Raw genomic sequence first — 16355 nt, forward strand, 5'->3', positions numbered from 1 at the left:
CGCACCGCAGTTACACCGTTTTCCTGACAGACCCGCCTGGCTTGGCGGTCCAGGGTAAGGAGTGGTGGTCGGCTCCGTTCGCCGCCCTTGTCATAGCCGGCATCATCGCTGCGATATTCACCTCTCAGTACAACGAGTGGTACGCGGATCCGGTCATGTGGGGGTTCGTCGGCGCCGGTTTCCTCATCACCTTGTTCCGTGAGTGGAGAGTCAAGCTCGTCGCCGGAGCGGACTGGTTCCGGGTCAATCGCAAGTGGGTGGATACGTACGCGCTGACGGATATCGAGCTGCGCGGTGTGTGGTTCGGTTGGATGTTGCGGTTGCGCGACTCCGAGGGTCGGCGCGTGCGCACGTACATGCCGGACGTCGAGGCGAACCGGCAGCTGTGGGCGCTGGTGTACAACGGGATGCTGCACTCGGCGGTCAATGGAGCGAAGGTCAACAACGTCGCGGCCGGAATGCTGTGGCTGCGGCCGGGCTTCGAGACGATGCGCTTGCAGGCCAACGGCCCGAAGATCCCCGACCGGGTGGTGTGGACGCTGCTGTTGGTCGTGGCTGTCGTGTTCGCGGCGATCTACCTGTTCCGGCCGGAACTGCTCGGACCCGCTCTGGCGATCTTCGCCGCCATCGTGCTCGTGGGGCTGCTCGTTGCGGGGGTGGCGATCGCCGTGGCGCGACGCAAGCAGCGCGGGCTGTGAACAATGCGTGTGCACAGCATCCACACCGGCGTCGCACCGGGACCGTTCATGCTGGTCGCGTAGCTCCCGAAGTGTGATCAGCAGCTGACTGTCAATCAGCCCGCACTGCTTTCAGAGGTTCGATCCTCTACCCGGCACAGCACGCAGAACGGCCCGGTGGCCTGATCAAACGGTCCCCGCCCCGTCGTAGCGCAGCCTCGGCAGCCGAGGAGACGTCGCCGAGCGCATCGCCGGGCTGCCGCTGCGCCCGAGGTCGTCGTCGACCACGATCTCCGCACCGGGCGACCCCGGTTCCTCGGTCGCGCTCGCACGCCGCACCCTCACCGATCTCGGCGGGAACGGGTCATCGCGGGTCCGGACACGAGAAAACCGGGCCGTGCTGGGCGGCCCGGTTCCTCTCGCCGCCGGTGGGTCGGAGAGCACCGGCTTGAAGCGGGTGACCGATGCGCCCGGTCGCCTCTCGGCGAATGGCGCGACGCGGTTCCAGCCGGACGGTATTCCGCGAAGGCGGTTGTTGATGCAGCCCGGGGGACACGGACGCACCGGTCACCCCGCACAACGAGTGCGCCGCCGCTGTTGTTCCCGGCCCCGTTCCGCGGAGTTTCGTACACCCGCCGGATCAGCCCGTTGTCGGCTCGGCGTCGTTGATCAGCGACTCGGCCTGCTGTTGGCCGGCGCGCAGCGCATCGGCCGCGTGCGCGGGGAATTCCGCCACCGGACCGGCGGCGCGGCACAGCACCACGAGTCGCTTGGCCAGGCCGCGGGCCTGGGTGAGGCGGATTTCCGGGGCAGCGAGAAGTTCACGCGATTCGGTGAGCATCGCGCGGTACCGGTGGTTGAGCTCGGCGTGCTCGTCCAGCGCGCGCAGCGCTCGCGCGAGCGGTTCCAGCTGCCGGGTGTCCACGGGAGTCGAGTACGGATCAGGCACCGGTCCGAGCGTAGGCGGCCCCGCAGCGCGCCGGGCGGTCCGGGCGAGAACGCCCCCGCGCCGGCGAGCCGCGGTTAGGCTGGGGGACATGGCTATCGACCGTGCCGGTCGCGCCGAGCGCCGGTGGAAGCGGCGCGAGGCCGAGCGCGTCCGGCAGCACGAGTCGGTCCGCGGCCGTCTGGGAGCGGCCGGGCTGGAGGTGGCCGGACTGGTCGACAGCGGTGCGCGGTTGCAGCGGGAGCAGCTGGCCTGGGTCGCGGTGGCCAAGGAAGACGAGCGCGAATCCGGCGACGAACCGCTCGATCTGGACAGCGGGGTCGCCCGGCTGCGCAGGCGCTGACCCGCGCTCAGCTCGCCGACCAGCCTGACCAGGACGCGGGCTCGATGACGATCAGCCCGGCGCGCGGGCGCTGCTGCCGGTACTGCTCGTACTTGGCGACCAGGGCGTCGACCAGCTCCGGGTGCTCCGCGGCGGTGCCCACCCGCGCGGATCCGTCCACTCGCACCCACCACAGCAGGTTCCAGTCCTCCGCGTAGTGGTCCACCAGCAGGCTCACCGCAGGGTTGGCCGCGATGTTGTCCAGCCGCTTGAGCCGGGCGGTGCTCTTCGGCTTGTGGTCCACGGCGGTCACGATCACGTCCTCGACCACCGCGAACACCACCGGCACGAGGTGCGGTCGCCCGCCCGCGTCCGCACTGGCCATCCGGGCGACCCGGCCGCGGGCGAACCGGTCGCGGGCCTGCGCGCGGGTGATGCGCATCGTCGGACTTCACCCCGTATGTTCGAAACGTGTTCTCCTCGACCGCCGGGCCGCCCCGAGGCGGGACCGGCCGCTGCGGATCCGGCTACCGCGAGCAGACGTACTGGCTGCGGTATCAGGAATTCTTCCCCGGATCGCTGCGCGTCGGCGAGGACGACGCGCCGGATGAGCAATGGTGGCCCTGGCGCGGTACCCACGTGCACCTGGACCGGCTCGCCCGGCCGGCGGCGCCGGTGACCGTGCTCGCCCTGCACGGGATCGGTGGCTACGGGCGGATGCTCGCGCCGTTCGGGAAGCTGCCCGCGCTGGCCGACGCGGAATTCCTGGCCCCCGACCTGCCCGGATCCGGCCTGACGCCCGGTCCGCCCGGCGAACCGCTCACCTACCGGACCTGGGTGGACTGCGTGCTGGAGCTGGTGCACCGGGAGCGCGCGCGGGACGGCAGGCCGGTGGTGCTGCTCGGCTTCTCCGCGGGCGGCCGCCTCGCCTACGACGTCGCCGCGCTGGCCGGTCCGCAGGTGAGCGCGGTCGTGGCCACCTGCCTGGTCGATCCGCGCAGTGCCCGGGTCCGCCGGTCGCTGGCCGCCCGGCCCGAGCAGGTCCCCTGGTCCGGGGTGCTCGGTCTGCTGCCGCGCTCCGTGCGGGTACCGATGCACTGGATGGTGAACATCGCGGCGGTGTCCAACCACACCCAGTTCGCCAATCTGGTCTGGGCCGATCCGCTCGGCGGAGCGCGGGGCATCACACCCGGTTTCGCGCGCAGCTGCGTCACCGCGGATCCGGTGGTGGCGCCGGAGTCGTTCCGCGCAGCGCCGCTGCTGCTGGCGGCACCTGCCGAGGACCGGTGGACACCGGTCCCGCTGTCCCGCGCGTTCTTCGACCGGCTGCCGGCCGGTGCCCGGTACGCCGCGCTGTCCGGCGCGGGCCACCTGCCGGTGGAGGAGTCCGGGCTGGCGGACCTGGACCGGGCGGTGCGCGACTTCTTCGACGAGAACGGCCTCGGTTAGGGCGCCGCCCGGCGGGACCCCGCCACCGCGGCCGGCGGCCACGCGCGGTCAGCGCTGCTGATACGTACCGTGCGCGGTGCCGCGGGTTGCTGCGGCGATCGGCACATTTTCCCGGCGTGCCCGGCCCGGATCGGATCATGGCCCCGGTGCGCAGGTACGACGCATTCCGCGCGGTCGGCGACGCGCGGGGCTCCCTTCGTGCGTACGTCCGGCACAGCGCGCTGAATCCATCGGCCCCTGGCCAATCGATGCCGTGGTGCGTCACGATCAGCGGCGGCGAACAGCGGGTCGCCCGAAAGCGGGGCGGGGAGGAGCGTGGATGATCGAGCGCCATCGCTCCTTCGGCCCGCAGCAGCAGGACCTGCCCGAGGCGCGCCCCCCGGTGCGCGCGGAGGTCGATCCCGCCAGCAGGCGCACGTTCACCGCGTTCTCCGCGGTCGTGCTGGGTGCTGGCGTGCTGGCCTCGCTGCTGACCTCGTCCTGGCTGACCTTCGACTACGGCGCCGAGCTGCTGCTGATCGGACCGCTGCTCGCGGTGGGCTTCCTGCTGGCCGAGCAGCTGACCATCGATGTCGACGTCAAGCGCGTCGGCTGGACGATCTCGTTCACCGAGATCCCGCTGATCCTGGGTCTGCTGACCGCGCCGTTCGAGGTGGTGCTGGCCGCGAACCTGCTGGCCGGCATCGGTGCGCAGGTCGGCAGGCGCGCCGCGAGCCACGTCGTCTACAACGCCGGGGTGTTCTGCCTGGAGATCGCGATTCCGTTCGCGGTCGCGCACGCGGTCAACGACGCGCTGTTCGGCACGGCCCCGGCCTGGTTCGGACCGGTGCTGGGCACGCTCACCTCTCCGCTGATCAGCTGCGGATTCGCCCTGGCCGCGCTGCACGTGCTCGGCGGTGCGATGCGCGTGTCGGCCGCCGCGCGGCTGGGCGTGCGCACGCTCGCCGTCGGCCTGCTCAACACCTCGGTCGGGTTGATCGGCTACGAGGTGGCCAGCAGCACCATGTGGGGCTGGCTGCTGGTGGCGCTGGTGGCGGTGGCCGTGATCGGGCTCTACCGGGCCTACTCGGGACTGCTGCGCGAGCAGCGGGACCTGGAGGCGCTCAGCGACGTCAGCCTCAGCGTCGCCCGCTCCGGGCAGAGTGCGGCGCAGCGCCCGTCCGAATCGGCACTGGACGACCCGGAGATGTCGGTCGACGAGTGGGAGCCGGTGGCCGAGCGCATCCGCGAGCAGCTGAACGCCTCGCGGGTGGTGCTGCGCCTGCGGCTGGATCCGAACGCCGAGGTCAGCACGCTGGTCGCCGGCGCGTCGCTGCCGGAACCCGCTGCAGCCGCGGCGTCGACGGCGCTGCGGGACGACTCGTTGCTGCAGCTGCCGGGCAGCCACGTCCGCTCGTTCAAGATCCTGGAAGCGCCCGAGGAGGTGCGCCGCTCGTTGCGCCGACGGGGTGCCTACGAGGCGCTCGTCGTGCCGCTGCGCGGGGCCAGCCAGCTGCTCGGGGCCGTGGAGGCGCACGACCGGGTCAGCCGCTGGCGGGGCTTCGGGCGCGCGGACGTCCGGCTGCTGCACACCCTGGCCAGCCACCTGGCCACGGCGATGGACAACCGCAGGCTGCTGGCCCGGTTGCGGCACGACGCCTACCACGACCCGCTGACCGGGCTGCTGAATCGGACGGGCCTGCGCGAATTGGCCGCCGAAGAGCTGCGCACCGGGCGCACCGCGATGGTGGTGCGCATCGATCTGGAGGTGCTGACCACGGTCAGCGAGGCGCTCGGCTACACCTGGGGCGACCGGTTGGTGGTCGCCGCGGGTCAGCGGATGCGGGCGGAGCTCGGGGACGCGGTTCCGTTGGCGAGACTGGAGGCCAACTCGTTCGCGGTGCTGGCCGCGGGGGACACCGAGCAGGAGGCCCAGGAGCTGGCCCACCGGCTGCGTGAGCTGGTCGCCGAGCCGTACCCGCTGGACCGGATCGTCGTGGAGGCGGACGGCGTGGCCGGGTACGCCTCGTCCGCTCCGGCCGACGGCGAGCGGGAGAGCGATGTGGACGGCCTGCTGCAGCGCGCGGACGTGGCGGTGCGCGCGGCGCGCAACGGCGAGGACGGTGTGCGCGGGTACACCCCGGCCATGCGCCAGGTGTTCCTGCGCCGGTTCCAGCTGGTCACCCAGTTCCGCCAGGCGCTGGACACGGGACAGGTCGAGGTGCACTACCAGCCGAAGGTCGCGTTGCCCGGGCGGCAGGTGGTCGGTGCTGAGGCGCTGGTCCGCTGGTCGCACCCGGAGTACGGGCGGCTGGATCCGGACGAGTTCGTCCCGCTGGTGGAGGCGACCGGGCTGGTCGATGCGCTGACCTTCTTCGTGCTGGAGTGCGCGCTGACCAAGGTGCGCGGGTGGATGGACCGCGGTCTGCGGATGTCGGTGGCGGTGAACCTCTCGGTGCACAACCTCGCCGACGAGACCTTCCCCGACCGCGTTGCCGAAGCGTTGCGCAGGCACGACGTTCCGCCGCAGCTGCTGACGCTGGAGCTCACCGAGTCCAGCGTGATGGCCGATCCGGAGCGCTCGCTGCCGCTGCTGCGCCGGATGCACGCGATGGGTGTGGTGCTGGCCGTGGACGACTTCGGCACCGGCTACTCCTCGCTGGCCTACCTGCGCCAGCTGCCGGTGGACGAAGTCAAGATCGACAAGAGCTTCGTGCTCGGGATGGGTACCGATCTGGCCGATATGGCGGTGGTGCGGTCCATCGTGGAACTGGGCCACTCGCTGGACCTGCTGGTCGTGGCCGAGGGCGTGGAGGACGATGCGTCCCGCGAGCAGCTGATCGAGATGGGCTGCGATGTGGCCCAGGGCTACTTGATCACCCGCCCGCTGTCCGAGTCCCGGCTGGAGGCGTGGTTGCGCGCGCGCACCCGGAGCTGCCGGGAGGCGGATTCGGAGACCGTGCTCACCCTGCTGCACTGATCGGCGCCCGCGGCCGCCGCGGACGCGGCGATGGGCCGAAAACCGTGCTGACCTGCGGAGCCTCGATAAGGGGACCCCCGTGCCGGCGGGGCCCGGCCGGTGTGTAAAGTATCAATCGCTCCACACGGAGCACGCCCCAATAGCTCAGTCGGTAGAGCGTCGCCATGGTAAGGCGAAGGTCTACGGTTCGATTCCGTATTGGGGCTCGGGAAAGCAGTCGCGGTCCTCGGTATGCTGGGTACTGCGGCTGTTTTGCATGAGATGTCCCGCCCCGCGCTGGGATGTCCAGGCGTGGCGGTGTAGCTCAGTCGGTAGAGCAAGCGGCTCATAATCGCTGTGTCGTCGGTTCGAGTCCGGCCACCGCTACCAGTCGCAGGTCCGCGAAACTCCGAGCGGGCCGGTCCGGAACCGGAACGAGAGGAAGGGCACGCCGTGGCTACCACCGACGTCCGCCCCAAAATCACACTGGCGTGCGAGGACTGCAAGAACCGGAACTACATCACCAACAAGAACCGGCGGAACAACCCGGACCGCTTGGCGATGAAGAAGTTCTGCACGAACTGCGGCACGCACAAGACGCACAAGGAGACCCGCTGAGTCGGAGCGGATCTGCTGGAACCCGCCCCCGTTCGCCGGGGGCGGGTTTTTCGCGTCGAGGGCCGGCTTTCGCCGGCTGCGCCGGCCGCACGACCGGTCCGATAGCCTGCGCGAGTGCCGCTCGACCAGTCATTCATCGGACGTGAGTACCCGCCCACCGAGTCGTACGAGGTGGGCCGGGAGAAGATCCGCGAGTTCGCCGAGGCGATCGGGGACGACTCGCCGCTGTTCCGCGACCCGGAGGCAGCCCGCGCGGCCGGTCATCCGGACGTCGTCGCCCCGCCCACCTTCCCGGTGATCCTGTCCATGCGGGCGCACGACCAGATCGTGGCCGATCCGCAGTTGGGTCTGGATTACAGCCGGGTCGTGCACGGCAAGCAGGAGTTCGGCTACCGGCGACCGGTCCGGGCGGGCGATCGACTGCGCACCGCGGTGCACGTCGACGACATCACCTCCCGCGCGGGCAACGACTTCCTGACCGTGCGGGCGGAGATCGCCACCGAGGACGGCGAACCCGTCTGCACCGCCACATCGATGCTCGTGGTGCGCGGTGCCGGTGAGGAGGACGCGTGATGGTCCGGTTTTCCGAGGTGCAGACCGGGGACGTGCTGCCGGCGCTGGAGGTTCCGCTGCGGCGCTCCGATCTGGTGCGCTACGCGGGCGCTTCCGGCGACTTCAACCCGATCCACTACGACGAGCGCTTCGCCGCGGAGGTCGGCCTGCCCGACGTGATCGCGCACGGCATGCTCACCATGGCGCTGGCCGGGCGGCTGGTGACCGGGTGGACCGGGGACCCGGGGGCGGTGCGGCACTGCGGCGTGCGGTTCACCCGGCCGGTCGTGGTCGAGCACGACGAGGGCGCGGTGGTCGAGCTGTCCGGCAAGGTCGCGGCGAAGAACGACGACGGCACGGTCAGAGTGACCATCACCGCGCGCAGCGCGGGGCAGGGCGTGCTCGGCGGCGCGTCGGCGACCGTCCTGCTGCCGGAGTGACCCCTGGCCCGTACGGCGGGCAGCTTGGGCGGACCGGCCGGGCCGGCGGTGCGCTGCCGCCGGCCCGGGTCGATCACGTCGCTTCGGAGAGCAGCTCGGCCATCCGGTTGATGCCGGTGGCCAGGTCCTCGTCGCCGAGCGCGTAGGACAGCCGGAAGTAGCCCGGGGTGCCGAACGCCTCACCCGGCACGACCGCCACCTCGGCCTCCTCCAGCACGAGCGCGGCCAGGTCGACGCTGGTCTCCGGGCGCTGCCCGCGGATCTCCTTGCCGAGCAGGTCTTGCACCGACGGGTAGGCGTAGAAGGCGCCCTCCGGTTCCGGGCAGCGCACGCCGGGGATCGCGGAGAGCAGCTCCACGGTGGTGCGGCGGCGCCGGTCGAACGCCGAGCGCATCTCGGCGACCGCGTCCAGCGGGCCGCTGACCGCTTCCAGCGCCGCGCGCTGCGCGACGTTGGCGACGTTGGACGACAGGTGCGACTGCAGGTTGGTCGCGGCCTTGATGACGTCGGTCGGCCCGATCATCCAGCCGACCCGCCAGCCGGTCATCGCGTAGGTCTTGGCGACCCCGTTGAGCACGATGCAGGTGTCGGCGAGTTCCGGGACCACCGCGGGCATCGAGACGTTGCGCGCGCTGCCGTAGACCAGGTGCTCGTAGATCTCGTCGGTGATGACCCAGATGCCGTGCTGCACCGCCCAGCGTCCGATCGCCTCGATCTGCTCCGGCGGGTAGACGGCACCGGTCGGGTTGGCCGGCGAGTTGAACAGCAGCACCTTGGTGCGCGGGGTGCGCGCGGCCTCCAGCTGCTCCACGGAGACCCGGTAGCCGGTGGTCTCGTCCGTGGGGATCACCGCGGGTACGCCGCCGGCCAACTCGATCGACTCCGGGTAGGTCGTCCAGTACGGGGCGGGCAGCAGGACCTCGTCGCCCGGATCGAGCAGGGTCTGGAATGCCTGGTAGACGGCCTGCTTGCCGCCGTTGGTGACCAGGACCTGGCCCGCGTCCACGGTGAAGGCGGAATCGCGCCGGGTCTTGGCGGCGATCGCTTCGCGCAGTTCCGGGAGCCCCGACGCCGGGCTGTAGCGGTGGTTGCGCGGATCGGTGCACGCGGCGACGGCGGCTTCCACGATCGGCTCGGGCGTGGGGAAGTCCGGCTCGCCGGCGCCGAACCCGATCACCGGGCGGCCCGCGGCCTTGAGCGCCTTGGCCTTGGAGTCGACGGCGAGGGTCGCGGATTCGCTGATGCCGCCGATCCGCGCGGACACGCGCGGGCGTGCGGAGTGGTTGACTGTCTCAGGTGCGGCCATGTCCGTATCCTGGCAGATCGCGGGTCGTCGTCGGGATGCGGCACTCCGCGCCGGGTGCACGGTCCGCGGTGGGCCCGACACGCCAGGCGAAGTCGATCAGCACCCGCGCCACCAGGCACGAAGTCCCACCGGTTCCGCGGTGGGGGGTGCCGTTGGAGGGGCGCGATCCGCGTGCCGTACACTTTCGGACTCGGGATGCCGGAACATCACGAACCCGGGTATTCGGGCTGGTGAGGGGTGTCCTGACGCGGCCGAGCTCCAGGGCCGCGAAGGGGTGTAGCTCAATTGGCAGAGCAGCGGTCTCCAAAACCGCAGGTTGCAGGTTCGAGTCCTGTCACCCCTGCGTCGATGCGACGGTGAGCGGAGGATTGGCGTGAGCGAGGACGACCGCGAGCAGGAGCAGGACGGAGCGGGCGACGACGCGACCCGACCGTCCGGCGCCGAGTCGCGGCGCGGACGCCGCTCCGCCCGTTCGGGCGGCCGCAAGGGCCGCTCCGGCGAGTCGGGTTCGGCGGACGCGGACTCGTCGCGCACAACTGAGTCGAAGGGTCGACCGACCCCGGCGCGGGACGGTCGGCAGGGTCGCGTTTCGCTGTTCCGGAAGGTCGGGCGCTTCCTGCGTGAGGTCGTCGCCGAGCTGCGCAAGGTCATCTGGCCGACGCGCAAGTCGCTGGCGATCTACACGGCCGTGGTGTTGGTGTTCGTCAGCGTCATGGTGGCGTTCATCTCCGGCGTGGATCTGCTCTTCGCCCAGGGCGTGCTCTGGCTGTTCGGCTGAACAACCTCCGGGCGCCCGCGCGGAGGGAACCTGGCGGCGAACGCCATGACCCGCACGCAACGCACGAGAGGAAGCGAGACCGACTGTGACCTCCCAAGAAGGCCAGGAGCCGACTGGCCTCACCGACGAGCAGGCGCTCGCCGAGGCCGAACAGGCAGCCGAGGCGGTGACCGCGGACTCGGTCGACGCAGTCGATTCGGCGGCCGACTCCACCGAGCAGACCGACTCGGACACCGAGCAGCCCGCCGCCGACGAGTCCGGCGCGGAGCAGCCCGCCGAGGAGGGTGCCGCTGCGGAGGCCTCCGGCGAAGGGACCTCGGGTGAAGAGGCCTCCGGTGAAGAGACCGCGGGCGAGGACGCTTCCGGCGAAGAGGCCGCCGAAGAGGAAGCGGACCCGGTCGAGGAGCTGCGCGCCGCGCTGCGCAGGGCTCCCGGCGAGTGGTACGTGATCCACTCCTACGCGGGCTACGAGAACAAGGTCAAGACCAACCTGGAGACCCGGGCGCAGACCCTGGACGTCGAGGACTACATCTTCCAGGTGGAGGTCCCGACCGAGGAGGTCACCGAGGTCAAGAACGGCCAGCGCAAGCTGGTCCAGCGCAAGGTGCTCCCCGGTTACATCCTGGTCCGGATGGAGCTCAACGACGCCTCCTGGGGCGCGGTGCGCAACACCCCGGGCGTCACCGGCTTCGTCGGCGCGACGTCCAAGCCCTCGCCGCTGACCGTCAACGACGTGTTGAAGTTCCTGGCGCCGCAGTCCGAGGAGAAGCCGAAGCAGGAGGCGGAGAAAAAGACCGCCGCCGAGCCCGCCGCCGCGGCCAAGTCGCAGGTGGAGGTCGACTTCGAGGTCGGCGAATCGGTTACCGTGATGGACGGGCCGTTCGCGACCCTGCCTGCGACGATCAACGAGGTCAACCCGGACGCCCAGAAGGTCAAGGTCCTCGTGTCGATCTTCGGCCGGGAGACTCCGGTCGAGTTGTCGTTCAACCAGGTATCCAAGATCTGACCGGCTCCCTCACCGGGAGCTCGGCGGCTGCTGCGCGGATCTGGCAGGACCCGCTCGGCAGCGGGCGATGCCCACCTCTCGTGGACTCGCCGCGTTCGGTTCCGCGACCGGCGGAACCGGGTAACCGGACAAGACACAGGAAGCAAACATGCCGCCCAAGAAGAAGAAGCTCGCAGCGATCATCAAGCTGCAGATCCAGGCCGGACAGGCCAACCCGGCACCTCCGGTGGGGCCGGCGCTCGGTCAGCACGGCGTCAACATCATGGAGTTCTGCAAGGCGTACAACGCCGCCACCGAGAACCAGCGCGGCGACGTGGTCCCGGTCGAGATCTCCGTGTTCGAAGACCGCTCCTTCGACTTCAAGCTGAAGACCCCGCCGGCGGCGAAGCTGCTGCTCAAGGCTGCCGGGGTGCAGAAGGGCAGCGGTGAGCCGCACAAGTCCAAGGTCGGCAAGGTCACGATGGAGCAGATCCGCGAGATCGCGCAGACCAAGTGGACCGACCTCAACGCCCCCGACATGGACCAGGCCGAGAAGATCATCGCCGGGACCGCCCGGTCGATGGGTCTGACCGTCCAGGACTGACACCGAGGCAACGCAGTGTGGGAGGGCTGGCGCAGCCCGGCAACCACAACTGATCCACTTTCGACAAGGGACAGACATGGCTAAGCGCAGCAAGGCATACCTGCAGGCGGCCGAGCTCGTCGACGGTTCCCGGCTCTACACGCCGATGGAAGCCGCCGAACTCGCGCAGAAGACCGCCAAGGTCACCAACATGGACGCCACCGTGGAGGTCGCTCTGCGGCTCGGCGTCGACCCCCGCAAGGCAGACCAGATGGTCCGCGGCACCGTGAACCTGCCGCACGGCACTGGTAAGACTGCCCGCGTCGTCGTGTTCGCCACCGGGGACAAGGCCGCCGAGGCCGAGTCCGCCGGCGCGGACGCGGTGGGCTCCGAGGACCTCATCGAGCGCATTCAGGGCGGCTGGCTCGATTTCGACGCGGCGATCGCTACCCCGGACCAGATGGCCAAGATCGGCAAGATCGCCCGGGTGCTCGGCCCGCGCGGCCTGATGCCGAACCCGAAGACCGGCACCGTGACGCCCAACGTCACCAAGGCCGTCGCCGACATCAAGGGCGGGAAGATCAACTTCCGCGTGGACAAGCAGGCCAACCTGCACTTCATCATCGGCAAGGTGTCCTTTGACACCGAGAAGCTGGTGGAGAACTACGCCGCGGCGCTGGACGAGGTCCTGCGTGCCAAGCCCTCCGCGTCGAAGGGCCGCTACCTCAAGCGGGCGGCCTTCACGACCACGATGGGCCCGGGCATCCAGGTGGACCCGAACCTGACCCGGAACCTGGTTCCGAGCGCCTGATCGGCTCGTACTGATCGCGAAAGCGGTCGGTGCGGGGATATCAGCCCCGCACCGGCCGCTTTTCGCGTTTCCGGGCCGCGGTCTCAGCAGTTCGCGGCCCGCATGCTGTAGGCGGCGATGGTCCAGCCGCCGTCGTGCTGCCGTTCGAATTTGAACGTGCCCAGCTGCGGCCCGCCGGAGACGCTGATCCGGCAGCCGAGCACCTGCGCCTCGTCGCCGGCTTCGGCGACCGCGTCCTCGCCGAACTTCGGGTTGGCGTAGCCGTTCGGGTCGGTGACCTGCTCGTTGAGCTCGCGCGCCGCGCCCGCGCAGTCGGCGGCCCCGTGTTCCTGCGCGAACGCCGCGCGGCCGCCGGGCTCGAACAGCCCGCAGACGCGCTCCGGGTCCGAGCTGCCCAGCCAGTTGTACAAGCCCCGCACGGCTTGTTTCGGGCTGGTGGACTTCACCGGGACCGAATCGGCCGGAACACCGCCGCTGCCGGGGCCGCCGGAATCGCTCGAACCGGTGCCGAGGTAGTGGTTCACCACCGCGCCGAACAGGTACGGCGCCAGCAGCAGGAACAGCAGCAGGTAGCCGATGCGCCGCACGAACTTGTAGCGCAGCAGGCCGAGTGCCCGCTTCCACAGCGGCCGTCCCCGGGGGGCGGGCGGAGTCTCCTGCGGCCGAGCGCCGGGCGGTTCGCCCGCGGGCACCGGTTGCCCCGCGGTGTCGCCCGCCTGCGGATCGCCGCGGGTGCGCTGCCACTCGCGGAACCGCTGGAACTCCAGGAACTCCTGGTAGCGCTGGAACTCTTCGTCGTCCGCGGGTGGCTGTGCCGCCGGGGCGGTGCTCGCGGGGGCGGTATCGCCGCGCTGCTCAGCGGTCGGCACCACCTCCGCGTCGACGATCTCCGCGTCGTCGGGGCGCGGTGCCGAACCGGACGGACCGTCCGCCGCAGAGGGGTCGTGCGACTCGTGTCGATCAGTCACGGACATCATCATGCCCTGCTCGGTGCGCAGTGGTCACCACCCGGGACGCGGTGCAGCGCACGACGGGTGGCCCCGGTGGAAGCCGCTGGTCGCGGTCGCGTACTCTGGGTCAGGTTCCACCCAAGACCGCTGGTCTTCCTCGGATGCGGCCGGTTGATCCGTCCGGTTCCGGGGAACGAAGGTCCCGGAGACGGGCGGCCCGCGCAGGAGGACGAGGTAGCTGAACCGCGGCGACGTGCGCGCCGCGAGCTGTGACGCCCCGTGCTGCTGCGCCGGGGCGTTTTGTCGTCTCAGGACCGGCTGATGCGGATCTCAGTCGGAAGAGGAGAGGAGGCGACATGGCGAAGCCCGAGAAGGTTGAAGCGGTCAGCGAGATCGCCGATCGGTTCAACAACGCGACGGCCGCGCTCGTGACCGAGTACCGCGGGCTGTCGGTGGCGCAGCTGGAGAAGCTGCGGCACTCCCTCGGCGAGGCCGCGACCTACCGTGTCGCGAAGAACACGCTGGTCAAGCGTGCCGCCGAACAGTCGGGAGTCGAGGGGCTCGACGACCTGTTCGAGGGCCCGACCGCGATCGCCTTCGTCGAGGGCGAGCCGGTCGATGCGGCCAAGGCCCTGCGCGATTTCGCCAAGGACAACAAGGCCCTGGTGATCAAGGGCGGCTACATGGACGGCCGCCCGCTGTCGGTGTCCGAGGTCGAGAACATCGCCGACCTGGACTCCCGCGAGGTCACCCTGAGCAAGTTGGCCGGGGCGATGAAGGGCAAGATGAACGAGGCCGCGTCGCTGTTCGCCGAGCCGGCTTCGCAGGTGGCACGGCTTGCTGCCGCCCTGGAGGAGAAGAAGGGCAGCGAATCCGGTTCCTGAGTCCCCCGGGGACTCGCGGGAATCCGAGCGCACACCCGAAACCACCCGTCCCGGACGTCGGGCATGTCCGGGCACCGAACGGAAAGGAACGCCGCCGTGGCGAAGCTGAGCAACGACGAGCTGCTGGACGTCTTCAAGGAGATGACCCTCCTGGAGCTGTCGGAGTTCGTGAAGCAGTTCGAGGAGACCTTCGACGTCACCGCCGCCGCCCCGGTCGCGGCTGCGGCCGCCCCGGCCGCCGGCGCTGAGGCGCCGGCCGAGGAGGAGCAGGACGAGTTCGACGTCGTGCTCGACAGCGCCGGTGACAAGAAGATCCAGGTCATCAAGGTCGTTCGCGAGATCGTCTCCGGCCTGGGCCTGAAGGAGGCCAAGGAGCTGGTCGAGGAGGTCCCGAAGTCGATCCTGGAGAAGGTCGACAAGGAGAAGGCCGACGACGCGAAGGCCAAGCTGGAAGAGGCCGGCGCCTCCATCAGCATCAAGTGAGCCGCTGCCGGGCCTCCCCGCTCGCGGGGAGTCCGCCCGGCGCTCACTGCAACGGGCACCCGCTGCGCGCGGGTGCCCGTTCTTTTTTGCCCCGATCCGCGCGCGGCGCTCATGGAGATCGTTTTCGGCGCACGGTGCGTGCCGAGCCGGTTCCGCAACGCGAGCACATCGGGATTTCGTCCGGATCCGGAACATTCGCGGATCATTTTTGAATTCGTTCTCTACCGGCGAGTAACTCGGCCGCGTCACGCTCGTTGCACAGGTGTGACGCGCACGACCTTCGTTAAGCGCGTCACATATGCGAAGCTTCCGAACCGGGTTTGTTGCCCGTTCGGGTGAAACGACGGACGCGGAGGTGCGGATGGGCGTCGAGGTGGTCGTCGAGGGACTTTCCAAGTCCTTCGGGGAGCAGACCATCTGGCGAGATGTCACTTTGACGCTCCCGCCGGGCGAGATCAGCGTGCTGCTCGGGCCTTCGGGTACCGGCAAATCGGTGTTCCTGAAGTCGTTGGTGGGACTGCTCAAGCCGGAGCAGGGTCAGGTGGTCATCAACGGGGTGGACATCTGCACGTGCTCGGAGCACAAGCTCTACGAGATCCGGAAGTTGTTCGGCGTGCTGTTCCAGGACGGTGCGCTGTTCGGTTCGATGAACCTCTACGACAACATCGCCTTTCCACTTCGCGAGCACACGCGCAAGAACGAGCGGGAAGTCCGCGACGTCGTGCTGGAGAAGATGGAGATGGTCGGTCTCATCGGGGCCGAGGACAAGCTCCCCGGCGAGATCTCGGGCGGTATGCGCAAGCGGGCCGGGCTGGCCCGGGCGCTGGTGCTGGACCCGGAGATCATCCTGTTCGACGAGCCGGACTCCGGTCTTGACCCGGTGCGCACGGCGTACCTGAACCAGTTGATCGTCGACCTCAACGCGCAGATCGACGCCACGTTCCTCATCGTCACGCACGACATCAACACGGCGCAGACGGTCCCGGACAACATCGGGATGCTGTTCCGCCGCAACCTGGCCATGTTCGGCCCGCGTGAGGTGCTGCTGACCTCGACCGAACCGGTCGTCGAGCAGTTCCTCAACGGTCGCAGGCAAGGGCCGATCGGGATGAGCGAGGAGAAGGACGCGGGCCAGGCGGCCGCCGAACTCGCGGCGCTGAAGGACGGAGCGGCCGGTGTGCCGCACATCGTCGACCAGCTCTCGGTGACCGAGGGGCTGCCGGAGCGGATGGCGGTGCAGCGGCGCAAGGAGCGCGTGCTGCGCGACCTGCACACGCTCGAACCGTCTGCGCAGCAGGAGATCCTCAACACGTTGACCCCGCAGGAGAAGGCGCGCTTCGGCGTCGGCGGGGCACCGCAAACCGGAGCCTGGCCGCAGCACGGCGATCCCGCGCAGCAGACCGGTCCGGTGCGTCCGCCCGGCCAGCAGCCCCCGCCGGTGGCCCAGGTCCCGCAGCAGCCGGTCACCCCGCAGCAGCCGGCCGCGCCGCAGCAGCCGGCCGCGCCGCAGCAGCCGGCCGCGCCGCAGCAGCCGGCCGCGCCGTCCCCGTACCCGCGTCAGCAGCAGTCCGCCGAGCAGCCGCCGTGGACGGTGGGGCACAACCCGGAGGAGGAACCGGTCTCGGCCCAGCGG

19 protein-coding genes and 3 tRNA genes are annotated in these 16355 nt (G+C 70.2%); 17 read left to right on the forward strand and 5 right to left on the reverse strand.

What is annotated here, in order from left to right:
- The coding region (locus IQ251_RS10805; protein ID WP_193928386.1) for a hypothetical protein at positions 1-698 on the forward strand (698 nt) is incomplete at its 5' end.
- Positions 699-863: 165 nt separating this feature from the next.
- Here IQ251_RS10805 and IQ251_RS10810 read toward each other — a convergent pair.
- Positions 864-1016, reverse strand: coding sequence for a hypothetical protein (locus IQ251_RS10810; RefSeq protein ID WP_193928387.1), 153 nt, complete (start codon positions 1014-1016; stop codon positions 864-866).
- A gap of 301 nt (positions 1017-1317) precedes the next feature.
- A complete protein-coding gene (locus IQ251_RS10815) occupies positions 1318-1626 on the reverse strand; it encodes a hypothetical protein (RefSeq protein WP_193928388.1) in 309 nt (102 codons plus the stop codon).
- 88 nt (positions 1627-1714) lie between these two features.
- Here IQ251_RS10815 and IQ251_RS10820 point away from each other — a divergent pair, with 88 nt between their 5' ends.
- A complete protein-coding gene (locus tag IQ251_RS10820; RefSeq protein ID WP_193928389.1) occupies positions 1715-1966 on the forward strand; it encodes a hypothetical protein in 252 nt (83 codons plus the stop codon).
- Between the two features lie 7 nt (positions 1967-1973).
- Here the strand turns inward: IQ251_RS10820 and IQ251_RS10825 are convergent, their stop codons facing one another.
- Positions 1974-2387: a TIGR03668 family PPOX class F420-dependent oxidoreductase gene (locus IQ251_RS10825; protein ID WP_193928390.1), complete on the reverse strand. Its 414-nt coding sequence runs from the start codon at positions 2385-2387 to the stop codon at positions 1974-1976.
- A 29-nt stretch (positions 2388-2416) separates the two neighbouring features.
- Between IQ251_RS10825 and IQ251_RS10830 the strand changes: the two genes are divergently transcribed.
- From IQ251_RS10830 to IQ251_RS10860, 7 genes are all read left to right on the forward strand, one after another.
- Positions 2417-3394, forward strand: a complete 978-nt coding sequence (locus IQ251_RS10830; RefSeq protein ID WP_193928391.1) for an alpha/beta hydrolase — start codon at positions 2417-2419, stop codon at positions 3392-3394.
- Positions 3395-3713: 319 nt separating this feature from the next.
- Positions 3714-6353: a putative bifunctional diguanylate cyclase/phosphodiesterase gene (locus IQ251_RS10835; RefSeq protein ID WP_193928392.1), complete on the forward strand. Its 2640-nt coding sequence runs from the start codon at positions 3714-3716 to the stop codon at positions 6351-6353.
- 133 nt (positions 6354-6486) lie between these two features.
- A tRNA-Thr gene (locus IQ251_RS10840) sits at positions 6487-6559 on the forward strand.
- 87 nt (positions 6560-6646) lie between these two features.
- A tRNA-Met gene (locus tag IQ251_RS10845) sits at positions 6647-6722 on the forward strand.
- Positions 6723-6785: 63 nt separating this feature from the next.
- Positions 6786-6950 carry a 50S ribosomal protein L33 gene (gene rpmG, locus IQ251_RS10850; RefSeq protein WP_193928393.1) on the forward strand — a complete coding sequence of 55 codons (165 nt, stop codon included), beginning with the start codon at positions 6786-6788 and terminating at the stop codon, positions 6948-6950.
- Between the two features lie 114 nt (positions 6951-7064).
- Complete coding sequence (locus IQ251_RS10855) at positions 7065-7523, forward strand: MaoC family dehydratase N-terminal domain-containing protein (RefSeq protein ID WP_193928394.1); 459 nt, start codon at positions 7065-7067, stop codon at positions 7521-7523.
- Positions 7523-7942, forward strand: coding sequence for a MaoC family dehydratase (locus IQ251_RS10860; RefSeq protein WP_193928395.1), 420 nt, complete (start codon positions 7523-7525; stop codon positions 7940-7942). Before IQ251_RS10855 ends, IQ251_RS10860 begins: the two co-directional genes overlap by 1 nt.
- A 73-nt stretch (positions 7943-8015) precedes the next feature.
- Here the strand turns inward: IQ251_RS10860 and IQ251_RS10865 are convergent, their stop codons facing one another.
- Complete coding sequence (locus tag IQ251_RS10865) at positions 8016-9248, reverse strand: pyridoxal phosphate-dependent aminotransferase (RefSeq protein ID WP_193928396.1); 1233 nt, start codon at positions 9246-9248, stop codon at positions 8016-8018.
- 270 nt (positions 9249-9518) lie between these two features.
- Between IQ251_RS10865 and IQ251_RS10870 the strand changes: the two genes are divergently transcribed.
- The 5 genes from IQ251_RS10870 to rplA all read left to right on the forward strand — a co-directional run bounded on the left by IQ251_RS10870 (position 9519) and on the right by rplA (position 12405).
- Positions 9519-9591 (forward strand) — tRNA-Trp (locus IQ251_RS10870).
- A gap of 30 nt (positions 9592-9621) precedes the next feature.
- Positions 9622-10026 (forward strand): preprotein translocase subunit SecE, encoded by a 405-nt coding sequence (secE, locus tag IQ251_RS10875; protein ID WP_193928397.1) that lies wholly within the window; start codon positions 9622-9624, stop codon positions 10024-10026.
- A gap of 85 nt (positions 10027-10111) precedes the next feature.
- Positions 10112-11032 carry a transcription termination/antitermination protein NusG gene (nusG, locus tag IQ251_RS10880; RefSeq protein ID WP_193928398.1) on the forward strand — a complete coding sequence of 307 codons (921 nt, stop codon included), beginning with the start codon at positions 10112-10114 and terminating at the stop codon, positions 11030-11032.
- 148 nt (positions 11033-11180) lie between these two features.
- Positions 11181-11615 (forward strand): 50S ribosomal protein L11, encoded by a 435-nt coding sequence (rplK, locus tag IQ251_RS10885; RefSeq protein WP_193928399.1) that lies wholly within the window; start codon positions 11181-11183, stop codon positions 11613-11615.
- A gap of 76 nt (positions 11616-11691) precedes the next feature.
- On the forward strand, positions 11692-12405 hold the full coding sequence (gene rplA, locus IQ251_RS10890; protein ID WP_193928400.1) for a 50S ribosomal protein L1: 714 nt from the start codon (positions 11692-11694) through the stop codon (positions 12403-12405).
- An 83-nt stretch (positions 12406-12488) separates the two neighbouring features.
- Here rplA and IQ251_RS10895 read toward each other — a convergent pair whose 3' ends face one another.
- Positions 12489-13373 (reverse strand): hypothetical protein, encoded by an 885-nt coding sequence (locus tag IQ251_RS10895; RefSeq protein ID WP_193928401.1) that lies wholly within the window; start codon positions 13371-13373, stop codon positions 12489-12491.
- Between the two features lie 338 nt (positions 13374-13711).
- On the opposite strand from IQ251_RS10895, the gene rplJ reads away from it, so the two are divergent.
- The 3 genes from rplJ to IQ251_RS10910 form a co-directional block, all read left to right on the forward strand.
- Positions 13712-14239 (forward strand): 50S ribosomal protein L10, encoded by a 528-nt coding sequence (gene rplJ, locus IQ251_RS10900; RefSeq protein ID WP_193928402.1) that lies wholly within the window; start codon positions 13712-13714, stop codon positions 14237-14239.
- Positions 14240-14335: 96 nt separating this feature from the next.
- Complete coding sequence (rplL, locus tag IQ251_RS10905; protein ID WP_193928403.1) at positions 14336-14722, forward strand: 50S ribosomal protein L7/L12; 387 nt, start codon at positions 14336-14338, stop codon at positions 14720-14722.
- A 361-nt stretch (positions 14723-15083) separates the two neighbouring features.
- Positions 15084-16355: ABC transporter ATP-binding protein (locus tag IQ251_RS10910; protein ID WP_228046569.1), on the forward strand; the 1272-nt coding region annotated here is incomplete at its 3' end.

It is taken from the genome of Saccharopolyspora montiporae, from assembly GCF_015209505.1.
Classification (GTDB): domain Bacteria; phylum Actinomycetota; class Actinomycetes; order Mycobacteriales; family Pseudonocardiaceae; genus Saccharopolyspora; species Saccharopolyspora montiporae.